Origin of the sequence: uncultured Tenacibaculum sp. (genome assembly GCF_947502995.1) — a bacterium.
In the GTDB taxonomy this organism is placed as follows: domain Bacteria; phylum Bacteroidota; class Bacteroidia; order Flavobacteriales; family Flavobacteriaceae; genus Polaribacter.
The window spans coordinates 38951-49765 of sequence record NZ_CANNBW010000030.1; the positions used below are offsets into that span (position 1 = coordinate 38951).

A 10815-nucleotide genomic window follows, 5' to 3' on the forward strand; every position below is an offset into this window, starting at 1 on the left:
AAAAATGCATTCTTTAAGAGAAGAAATGATTGCTGTACTTTCTGAAGTCATGAGTTTTTGGTCTGAAAAAACTGCCGATTTTAATCATGGAGGTTTTTATGGAGAACTTGATTTTTATGGAAATCCTATAGCTAATAGTACTAAAGGAATAATTTTAAATGCTCGTTTATTATGGTCTTTTGCAAAAGTTGCAAATCATACAAAAAGTAATGATTTTTCAGATGTTTTAGAAAGAAGTTATGTGTATATAGAGCAGTATTTTTTTGATGAAAAGTATAGTGGAGTTTTTTGGGAACTAGATGATCAAGGAAATATTATTCATGCTGAAAAAAAAGCTATAGCTCAAGCTTATACTTTACTTGGATTGTCAGAGTATTATTTGGTTACTAAAGAAGAAAAAGTCAAAAATAAGTGTATTGAATTATTTCTATATATAGAAGACAATTTTTACAATAAAGAATCTAATTTTTATTATAATGAACTTACTCGTGAATTAAATCCTATTGATTTTGAAAGTAAAAGTTTAGGAACACATTTACATCTTTTAGAAGCATATACTAATCTTTATCAATTTTATAAAACAGATCAACTTAAAGACCAAATTCAAAATTTATTTGAAATTTTAATCAGAAAATTTCTACATCAAAACGAGTTTTGTGAATTGGATTTTGATAAAAATTGGAAATCAAAAACTGAAAATATTTCAATTGGTCATAACGCTGAAGTTCCTGCTATGTTATTAGATTTTTCTGAGATAGTTGATAAGCATCAATACCAAGAAAAGTTAATTTCTAAACTTGAAAATTATTGTCAGATTTCAATGAAATTGATAGATGAAGTTGGAGGTTTGTATATGTTTCAGAATGTAAAAAGTAAAGATTTTACCAAAGATTTTCAATGGTGGATGCAAACTGAAACTATTATTGCATTTCAAAAATTATACGAGTTCACGAAAGAAGAAAAATATTTAGAATATAGAGACAAGTTATTTAATTTTGCTAAAGAACATTTTATTGATGACAAACATGGTGAGTGGCACGAAAAGTTATTTGTAGACAGAAAACCAATAGTTGTGCCCAAAGTTGCCATGTGGAAATCACCATATCATATTGTTAGAATGTGTACTTCATTTATTTAAAATTATGAAAAAGCTTAGTGTAATTTTAGTTCTATTGTGTTTGAGTTCTTGTAAAGAATTTCAAAATCAGATTATTTTAGAAGACGATTTTGAAACCTATAGAGTTGGTCAAACTACTTTTTTTCCTTGGGAAACATCAGGGAACGGTACAATGGAAATAGATTCTTTAAAACATGTTTCAGGAAATAAATCTTTAAAATTTATTTCAGGAGAAGGTTACGATAATCGTGCATTTTTATCTTTTTCAAGTGAGAAATTGATGAAACTAGATGAATATTATGGAAGTTTAAAAATGTTTGTTGAAGAAGCCTCACCAAATGGAGTCCACTGGACAATGATTCAAACGAGTGGAAAAACAGCTCAAGGTTTTCATGCTGAGGTTCGTTATGGTGGACAACATCACAAATGTTTAATGGCAAATTACGATACAAATCCGATAAAATCAGATTGTTGGGATCATACAAAAGTGAAAATCCCAGAAAATGAATGGTTTGTTGTGAATTGGTATGTAAATAGAAAAACAAACAATATGCAATTGTGGATTAATGAAGAATTAGTTCACGATTTAAAAGAACATCAATCTTTTGACAAAGGTTGTTTAGAAAATGGAAATAATGGAGAATGGAGTTTTCCTGTCTTTGAAAAAGTAACATTAGGCTGGGTAGATTATCAAAAAGGAGGAGGTAATAGAAAAGTTTGGATAGATGATGTAACTTTGTCGAAAGAAAAATTATGAAAATAGCTATTGTCTTAGTCGTTTGTATTTTGTTTTCTTGTGGTGAAAAGAAGCAAGAAAATAAAATGGAAGAAAATGTAACTACAAAAAAAGAAGAGGTAAATCAGCTTAAAGAAAAACTTCTTGAAAATGAACAAATTTTTGAAGAAAAACAAAAAAAGCTTCGTCAACAAATGCTAGCTTCTAAACCAGACGAAAACCTTAAAAATAGTCTGTTAGCGGAACTGTATTTAAGAAATTTAATTCATAGAAATAAAGAAGTCATAGAATTCGATTTAGTATTCGATTTACATGGTTTTGATTGTGGAGCTCCAGATTGCTACAGAACAACAATAAAGTTTAATATTCCTTATGTAAAGCCTGTTTCATTTCCGAAAACAATACCTTTTAGTTTTGATGAAGAAGGATGTACAATAGATAAAGAAATTTCAAGAGAAGGGATCTTCCAACTTCAAGAGGAATCGGAAATAGGAGTGAATTACTATTCAAAATCAGAGCAAAGTAATCTTATTATTCAGAAAGAAGACACTCAAACGAAGCTGTATTATTTTCCAAATATTAAAGAAGGAAAAATTCAATTAAAAAGTTTAAATCAATTTATTGAAAGTATAGATGAAACAAGTGAAGAAAGTATTGCACCATACACTTCAGGTATTATGAATATGTATGATTACTCAATATTTGTTCAAAAAGAATAATTATGTAACCTATTGGAAAAGTTGGAGATAACAAGAAAAAAGAAAATCTCTAGTTTACATTATTTAATCTTATCTTTTTTTGGTACTACTTTTGATGAAAGATAAAACAATTTTAAAGCTAAGTTTATATTAAACTATCAGACTATGAAAAAAATTGCATTATTAATAGTGGTTTTACTTTTTGTTTCTTGTGATGAGTTTTTTGAAGATTGTATTTTCTTTCCTGCAAAAGCAGAAATTAGAACAACAAGAATTGATAAAGTTAAAGTAGGAGAAGAATACTATCAAGAAATTGAGGGAAGAGTAAAAAATGGACATGGAAATTTTCATTATTCTTTTGATGTAGGAAGAGTTCCTGAAGGTTTAAGCTATTATAAGTTAGGAAATAAATTAATGCTTGAAGGGAAACCTGTAGAATCAGGTATTTATAACGTGAGTGTAGAGTTAATTATTGAAGAAGATTGTTACAGTACAATTGATGATGACGAGTCTGATTGTGATAATATTTGTTTTGATAATAACACAGCAAAAAAAAACTATTCTTTAATAATAGAAGAATAGTTTTTTGAAAGTTTTATTGTTCATAAATACGATTTTAAAAAAAATATAGTTATTTCTATGTTTTATAAAATTAGTTCTTTTTCAACATAGAAATAGCCTTATGAATATCTTCTGTAGGTAATTTACAAGCCTTATTTACACAAACATAAATCAATGTTTTTTCAGTGTTATATTTCCCTTTTAATAGCGGTAAGTCACTATTTTCGGTACTTCCAATTATTAAATGATTTGGAATATAATTTTGATGTAGTTCTTTTAATCTATTCAAAGCGTTTTTACCTGAAATAGCTGTTTCATAAAAAGGATAACTTAAGTTTAAATAAGAATCTAACCAGTTAGAATAAATATGCGGATACTTTTCTATTTTAGGTAACATTTTTTGTAGCATTTTTTCGCTTAATTTTAAATATTCATTATTGCCAAAATAATGCCCAAGCTTGAAAAGATTTTTGCAAGCTACAGAATTTGAAGAAGGAATTACAATGTCTTCAATCTCAAAATTATTAGAAATTAATTGATCACTATTTTTAGCAGTGTAGTTAAAGAAATCATTTTCTGTATTGAAGAAATTTGTAAAAGTAGTCTCAGTAATTTTTTTTGCTTCCTGAAGCCATTTTTCATCCAAAGAAATTTCATAAAGAGAAATAAAACTCTGAGCTAGTAAAACATAATCTTCCAAATATCCTTTAATATTTTTATCGGTAGTTGTAACGCTTCTTGTAATTTCTCCGGTATTAGAAATAGCTTTCTTTTTAATGGTTTCTGCACATTCTATTGCTTTAACTTTAAGTTTATTATCACCAAAAACTTTATATGCATCTACAAATGATTGTAATAATAAAGCATTCCAAGCCGTTAAAATCTTTTGATCTGTAGTAGGTTTAATTCTTTTATTTCTAACGTTTAATAAAGTAGAGGTCCATGAGTTAATTTTTAGTTGTAAATCCTCTACAGATAATTGATGATTTTTACTGAAAACATCATCATTATAAACTTTAACTAAGGTATGTTTTCCTTCAATAGTTTCAACGCTATCAATTCCAAAGTAAGATTCAAAAAGATTAAAATCAGTGGTGATTAATTGCTGTAATTCTTCTTTTTCCCAGGTATAATAGGCACCTTCTTCCAACTCACCATTTTCATTCTCGCTATCGGCATTTAAAGACGAAAAATATAATCCGTTGTTATAAAGTTCCTGATCTATAAAATCAAAAGTTTTATAAATAACTGCTTTATATTGCGGGTTTTTAGTGAGTTGATAAGCATAAGAAAAAAGAGAAATTAATTGTGCATTATCATAAAGCATTTTCTCAAAATGAGGAATATGCCATTTATTATCTACAGTATATCTAGCAAAGCCTCCAGCTAAATGATCATTTAATCCACCATTAGCCATTTTATTTAATGTTTTGTAAATAAAATTTTCTAGTTTTTTATCATCTTTTTGATGAGCATACCTTAATAAGAATTGATAATTACTAGCTCTAGGAAATTGATTATTTCCAATTAAACCACCATTAACAGAATCTAATTTTGTTTTCCAATCAGTTATAAAATTATCAAGTTTATCTCTAGAGAACTCCTGATTTAAATTTGTGTTACTAAATTCTTGTAGTGATTTTAAGTCTTCTGTTAATTGATTAGCAAAACCTTTTGCTCGCCCAGGATTTTCTTCATAAAGTCGTTGTATTTCTTTTAAAGAAGTTAACCAATTTTCTTTATTAAAATATGTTCCACCCCAAATAGGTTTTCCATCAGGTAAAATAACACAGTTTAAAGGCCAACCACCATTTCCTGTCATAATTTGAACAGCTGTTAAATAGGTTTTATCAACGTTAGGATGTTCTTCTCGATCAATTTTGATATTGATAAAGTTTTTGTTCATGAATTCAGCAACTTCTTTGTCTTCAAAAGTTTCTTTTTCCATAACATGACACCAATGACAAGAAGAATAACCAATAGATAATAACACTAATTTGTTTTCTTTTTTTGCTTGATTTAAATATTTTTTATCCCAAGGAAACCAGTTAACAGGATTGTGTGCATGTTGCAATAAATACGGGCTAGATTCGTTAATTAAAGAATTAGTATACTGGTGTTTTTCTGTGTTTTTATTCTTTTCTTCTAATTTGCAGCTAAAAGCAATCAAAAGAAACGAAACGATACAGAATTTAAAGACAATTGTTGTTGATTTTTTTATGTGTTGTTTTGTAAACATATGTTAATGATAAAAACTATTCGTCTATACTTTTCTACATTTTATCGTTAAATATAAAGGTTTAAACTAAAGAAAATATATTACGAGCACTATTATATTAAATTGCAGATTAAGCTACCTAAAATATAAAAAAATGCAAAGAAAATTAACAATATTGTTAATTGAAGATGACCAAATAGAAGTAATGAAATTCAACCGAATTTTATCTAAATTAGATTCAAAGCATCACGTTATTGAAGCAAATAATGGCGAAGAAGCTTTGAAAATACTTGAAGATAAAGACAATTTGCCAAATATCATTCTTCTAGATCTGAATATGCCTAAAATAAACGGTATCGAGTTTTTAAAGATTCTTAAAAATGATGACGTTTTAAAATTCTTACCAACTATTATTCTTACTACTTCTACAAATCAAAAAGATATGTTAGAATGTTATAAAATAGGTATTGCAGGTTACATGGTTAAACCACTTAAATATGAAGATTATCAAAATAAATTAATAAAAGTATTATCTTACTGGAGTGCTAATGAGTTAATTACAGTATAATAATTTTAGTCTTTTTCATTAGTGTAATCTTTATCAAACTTGTCCCATATATTTATGGGATATACTAGTTTTAAACTATATCCAAAAAAATATGGATGATATCGTTAGTAATGACTTAAGAAAGGCTTTAGAAAACGAAAGACAAGCAAGAATAGATGCTGAGGAGAAATTAAAAACTTACGTTGAACAGTCTGAAACAAAGATTAAAACTCTAAAGGAAAAAGCAGAACTTCTTCAAGAGGAATTATTACAGAAAGATTCTGAACTCAAAGGAATTTTTGAAAATATAAATGATGCATTTGTTTTAATTAACCTAAAAGGAGAGGTAATTAAAATGAATGACGTAGCCATTACCATGTTTGGTTATGAATATAATGCCGATACTCCTCTGAATTTAATGAAAGTCGTTCATCCTGACGATTACGAGTATACGATAAAAGCTTTTCAAAATTTAATTCAACAAGGATTTTATTCAAAGTACAGGTCTAGAATAATAACAAAAGATAAAACTATAAAAACCTTAGAGGTTAACTGTAGCTTAGTTCACGATAATTCTGGTCAAATTATTGGAGCGCACGGAATTGCTAGAGATATAACAGAAGAAATAGCAATTAAAGAGTTATTAGAAGAGCAAAAACATCAACTTGATATCATTTTTAATAATTCTCCTATTGGTATTGTTTTATCTGAAGAACAAGACGACGATTTTGTATTTGCTAATAATACAATAACCAAAATGTTAGGGTATACTTTAGAAGAGATGCGTGCTTTAACAGTAAATGAATTTACACATCCAGATGATAGAGAAGCTTCAAGGATTTTAAGAGGTAAAATTTCATCAGGAGAGATTAGTAATTTCACACAAGAGAAACGATACATAAGAAAAGATGGAGATATTTTATGGGCTAAAACTGTTGTGAATTCTGTAAAGAGTCCAGAAAGTAATGTAAAATTCCAAGTAGCAACTGTTGAGGATATAACAGAAAATAAATTAGCTAAACAACGCTTAATTGAGTCAGAGAATCGATTAACTTCATTAATATCAAATTTAGATAGTGCGGTTTTATTAGAAAATGAGAAGCGAGAAATTGTAATCTCTAATAAAAAAATGTGCGAAATTTTTTCAATTCCAATGGAACCGTCTGAGTTAATTGGGTTGAACTGTTTAAAAATGCTTGATGAAACAAAATATCTTTTTGAAAGACCAGATTATTTTGCTGCTAGAATCAATAAACTTATAAAAGACAAGAAAGTTGTATTAGGAGATGAGTTGAGGTTAGTTGATGGTAGAATCTTAGAAAGAGATTATATTCCAATTTCTAAAGACGATGAATATAAAGGACATCTTTGGACATACAGAGATGTTACTCTATCAAGAAATTATAGAAAAAGCTTAGAGACTCATAAAAGAAGATATAGTAATATTATAGCCAATCTAAAATTAGGATTAGTAGAACTTGATAGAAGAAATAAAATATTGTCAGCGAACAATAATTTTATGAAAATGACTGGTTTTGATGAAGAACAAATTTTAGAACAAGACATTAGAGATCTTTTCAAAAAGGAAAAGATTATCGATTTTATTCAACAAAGAAATAAAGATAAAAAAGGAAGAAAATCGGGTTCATATGAATTTAAGTTTATCAATAATCTTAATCAAGAAAAAGTATTATTAGTTAGTGCTGCTCCAAACTTTGATATTCAAGGTGAAATTACAGGTTCTATAGGAATCGTTTTAGATATTACCCATATCAAAAAATTAGAATCGCAGAAAGAAGAATTATTAAGAAAATTAGAACAAAGAAATGTAGAGCTTGAGGAGTATGCACATATAGTTTCTCATGATTTAAAATCTCCTTTACGTAGTATTTCTGCTTTAACAAGTTGGTTGAAGGAAGATTATGGTGAAAGTTTAGGAGATGGAGGTGTTAAAAACGTTGATATGATTCAAGAAGTAGTTGAAAAAATGGAACGTTTAATTAACGATATTCTTAATTATTCTAGTATTAATAATGATGGAGCTCCTTCTGAAGAAGTAGATACTTATAAAGTCATAGAAGGGATTAGCAAATTAATTTATGTGCCTAAACACATCAAAATTAAAATAGATAAAAACTTACCTAAAATTAAAGCTGATAAAGTAAGAATTCAACAGCTTTTTCAAAATTTAATGAGTAATGCAGTAAATTATATTGATAAAGATGAAGGATTGATTGCTGTTAGTGTTAAAGAAAAAAAGAAAAGTTATATATTTAGTGTAAGAGATAACGGTATTGGTATTAAGAAAGAGTACCATGCTAAAATTTTTGAGGTCTTTCAGTCTTTAGGAAATCATAAAGATTCTACAGGGATTGGACTTTCAATTGTTAAAAAAATAGTAGATGTCTACAACGGGAAAATATGGTTAGAAAGTGAAGAGGGGGTAGGAACAACATTTTACATAGAATTTAAGAAATAAAATATGAATTCAGAACAACCAAATTTAAACTACATTAAAGAGCTTTCTGGTGGAGATCAAGAATTTGAAGAAAAAATGCTTTCGATTTTAAAAAGTGAACTTCCAGAGGAGATAGATACGTATAAAAATCATGTTGAAAAACAGGAATTTAAACAAATAGCTGAGATAGTTCATAAAATTAAACATAAAATTAGTATTTTAGGCTTAGAAAAATCATATGAATCAGCTGTAGCGTACGAAAAAGAACTCTTAGAAGGAGATATGAAAGGTCACACTGATTTTCTGGAATTATTAACCAAAATGTCTAATTTTTTAGGCAATGCGTAAAAACTATTTAAATACATGAATTGTTTAATTATTGATGATGAATCCACTGCAAGAACAATAGTAAATCAACTTTGTAAAAGTGAAGGATCTTTAACTGTGTTAGAAGAATTTTCTAATGCTTTGCAAGCAATAAAGTATTTAAACCAGAATGAAGTAGATCTGATCTTTTTAGATATTCATATGCCAGATTTTACAGGTTTTGATTTAATTCAAACATTAAAGAATCCACCAAGAATTATTTTAACTACATCAGATCAAAAGTTTGCAATAGATGCTTTTGAATATGAATGTATAGTTGATTACTTAGTAAAACCAATTACTTTACCGCGTTTTGTTAAAGCAGTTGAAAAAGCTAAAAAGTTTACTTTTTCTGAAGCTACTCAGAATAACTCAAATGGAACTAAAGAAGAGGCCAAAGAAGAAGATCAACAGTTGTATATAAACATTGATAGAAGATTAATTAAAATAGAAATTCCTAGTATTAATATAGTTGAAGCTAAAGGAGATTATATTTTAATTAAAACTAAAGATAAAAACTACACAGTTCATTCTACATTAAAGAAAATAGAAGAGAAACTACCTAATGACTTATTCTTAAAAGTGCACAGGTCATATATAATTAACTTGAAAAAGATAGTTGATATAGAAGATAATAGTGTTCTTATAGAAAAAGATGTAATACCAGTAAGTAGGTCTAATCGTTCTGAATTAATGAAAAGATTAAATTTATTGTAATCTTAGAATCCACATTTTTAGTGTTTTACCATTCATCGACTTAAGGTCTTCCTTTTGTCTATGTTATAATTTGACTACATCGAATATTTAATGTTTTAGCTTTATATGTATATATATTTATATAGTATTTAAGTTAAAAGTTCAAATTAAATATTAGAGAGGTACCTCTTAAAATTTGTTTTTTTCATTATTTGAATTCCCACTTCACAAAATAAGTGGAGTTTTTAGATTTATTTGGTTGATTATAAACCCTTCTGTTAAGAAGGGTTTTTTCTTTTTAAAAAGAAGTGTAAATCAGTTTAACGAGTGTTTTAAACCGTTTGTCTAAAGTAAATAGTACAATAACTAAAAAGGTGAAATTTAATCTCTAACTGTCTGTATATTTGAATGTAAATAAGAAATAAAAAGTATAAAATATATACATAAAAGTTTTGTTTTTTTCATTATTTGAAAATACCCTTCTAATAATTGAAGGTTTTTAGATTTATTTGGTTGATTAATGAAACCTTTTGCAAACCCCAATTGCAAAAGGTTTTTTATTGTTCGTTATTTTTTGTAATGTGATCTCATTTTTCAGTTCAACGAGTGTTTCAAACCGTTTGTCTAAAGTAAATAGTACAATAACTAAAAAGGTGAAATTTAATCTCTAACTGTCTGTATATTTGAAATGTAAATAAGAAATAAAAAGTATAAAATATATACATAAAAGTTTTGTTTTTTTCATTATTTGAAAATACCCTTCTAATAATTGAAGGTTTTTAGATTTATTTGGTTGATTAATAAAACCTTTTGCAAACCCCAATTGCAAAAGGTTTTTTTATTGTTGTTTAATTATTAGATTTTTATATAAGAAATCACATTTTTCAGTTTAACGAGTGTTTTAAACCGTTTATCTAAAGTAAGTTGTATAACATCTAAAAAGTTGAATTTCAACCTTTAACTGTCTGTATCTTTGAAGTGTAAATAAGAAATATAAAGTATAAAATATATATACATAAAAGTTTTTGTTTTTTTCATTATTTGAAAATACCCTTCTAATAATTGAAGGTTTTTAGATTTATTTGGTTGATTAATAAAGCCTTTTGCAAACCCCAAATTGCAAAAGGTTTTTTAATACGTAATATTTTCATTCTAATAATAAATCTCTTTCTTCCAGTCTTTTCTATTAATCTTTTATTATTGACAGTTTGTAGTGTTTCATGCATACCGATTTTACAACTTACCGACACTCAATGCGTTTTAAACATAATTTACTTCTGTATGTGTCGAAATTCAAAGTATTAAACATCATTTCCATAGTATCTTTACAGTGTTGAAAGTAAGTAAGTAAGTAAGTAAGTAAGTAAGTAAGTAAGTAAGTAAGTAAGTAAGTAAGTAAGTAAGTAAGTAAGTAAGTA

9 protein-coding genes are annotated in these 10815 nt (G+C 27.1%); 8 read left to right on the forward strand and 1 reads right to left on the reverse strand.

Translation table 11 applies throughout. The features are described from left to right. Positions 1–4: 4 nt before the first annotated feature. From Q1A46_RS19395 to Q1A46_RS19410, 4 genes are all read left to right on the forward strand, one after another. Positions 5–1138 (forward strand): AGE family epimerase/isomerase, encoded by a 1134-nt coding sequence (locus Q1A46_RS19395; RefSeq protein WP_299683023.1) that lies wholly within the window; start codon positions 5–7, stop codon positions 1136–1138. 4 nt (positions 1139–1142) lie between these two features. Then, positions 1143–1874: a hypothetical protein gene (locus tag Q1A46_RS19400; protein WP_299683026.1), complete on the forward strand. Its 732-nt coding sequence runs from the start codon at positions 1143–1145 to the stop codon at positions 1872–1874. Next, positions 1871–2572 (forward strand): hypothetical protein, encoded by a 702-nt coding sequence (locus Q1A46_RS19405; RefSeq protein ID WP_299683028.1) that lies wholly within the window; start codon positions 1871–1873, stop codon positions 2570–2572. The genes Q1A46_RS19400 and Q1A46_RS19405 overlap by 4 nt, the downstream gene beginning before the upstream one ends. Positions 2573–2716: 144 nt before the next feature. Then, a complete protein-coding gene (locus Q1A46_RS19410; RefSeq protein WP_299683030.1) occupies positions 2717–3133 on the forward strand; it encodes a hypothetical protein in 417 nt (138 codons plus the stop codon). 70 nt (positions 3134–3203) lie between these two features. Here the strand turns inward: Q1A46_RS19410 and Q1A46_RS19415 are convergent, their stop codons facing one another. Continuing rightward, on the reverse strand, positions 3204–5351 hold the full coding sequence (locus Q1A46_RS19415) for a thioredoxin domain-containing protein (protein WP_299683032.1): 2148 nt from the start codon (positions 5349–5351) through the stop codon (positions 3204–3206). A 133-nt stretch (positions 5352–5484) separates the two neighbouring features. Between Q1A46_RS19415 and Q1A46_RS19420 the strand changes: the two genes are divergently transcribed. The 4 genes from Q1A46_RS19420 (at position 5485) to Q1A46_RS19435 (ending at position 9418) form a co-directional block, all read left to right on the forward strand. Continuing rightward, complete coding sequence (locus Q1A46_RS19420; protein ID WP_299683034.1) at positions 5485–5898, forward strand: response regulator; 414 nt, start codon at positions 5485–5487, stop codon at positions 5896–5898. 91 nt (positions 5899–5989) lie between these two features. After that, positions 5990–8356: a PAS domain S-box protein gene (locus Q1A46_RS19425; protein WP_299683036.1), complete on the forward strand. Its 2367-nt coding sequence runs from the start codon at positions 5990–5992 to the stop codon at positions 8354–8356. A gap of 3 nt (positions 8357–8359) precedes the next feature. After that, positions 8360–8683 (forward strand): Hpt domain-containing protein, encoded by a 324-nt coding sequence (locus tag Q1A46_RS19430; protein ID WP_299683038.1) that lies wholly within the window; start codon positions 8360–8362, stop codon positions 8681–8683. Positions 8684–8698: 15 nt separating this feature from the next. Continuing rightward, positions 8699–9418 carry a LytTR family DNA-binding domain-containing protein gene (locus Q1A46_RS19435; protein ID WP_299683040.1) on the forward strand — a complete coding sequence of 240 codons (720 nt, stop codon included), beginning with the start codon at positions 8699–8701 and terminating at the stop codon, positions 9416–9418. Positions 9419–10815: the final 1397 nt, after the last annotated feature.

Excerpts from the sequence above, each read along its gene's own strand:
- Q1A46_RS19400 (WP_299683026.1), top strand. The coding sequence starts at position 1,143 with ATGAAAAAGCTTAGTGTAATTTTAGTTCTATTGTGTTTGAGTTCTTGT.
- Q1A46_RS19395 (WP_299683023.1), top strand. The coding sequence starts at position 5 with ATGCATTCTTTAAGAGAAGAAATGATTGCTGTACTTTCTGAAGTCATG.
- Q1A46_RS19410 (WP_299683030.1), top strand. The coding sequence starts at position 2,717 with ATGAAAAAAATTGCATTATTAATAGTGGTTTTACTTTTTGTTTCTTGT.
- Q1A46_RS19405 (WP_299683028.1), top strand. The coding sequence starts at position 1,871 with ATGAAAATAGCTATTGTCTTAGTCGTTTGTATTTTGTTTTCTTGTGGT.
- Q1A46_RS19435 (WP_299683040.1), top strand. The coding sequence starts at position 8,699 with ATGAATTGTTTAATTATTGATGATGAATCCACTGCAAGAACAATAGTA.
- Q1A46_RS19425 (WP_299683036.1), top strand. The coding sequence starts at position 5,990 with ATGGATGATATCGTTAGTAATGACTTAAGAAAGGCTTTAGAAAACGAA.
- Q1A46_RS19415 (WP_299683032.1), bottom strand. The coding sequence starts at position 5,351 with ATGTTTACAAAACAACACATAAAAAAATCAACAACAATTGTCTTTAAA.
- Q1A46_RS19430 (WP_299683038.1), top strand. The coding sequence starts at position 8,360 with ATGAATTCAGAACAACCAAATTTAAACTACATTAAAGAGCTTTCTGGT.
- Q1A46_RS19420 (WP_299683034.1), top strand. The coding sequence starts at position 5,485 with ATGCAAAGAAAATTAACAATATTGTTAATTGAAGATGACCAAATAGAA.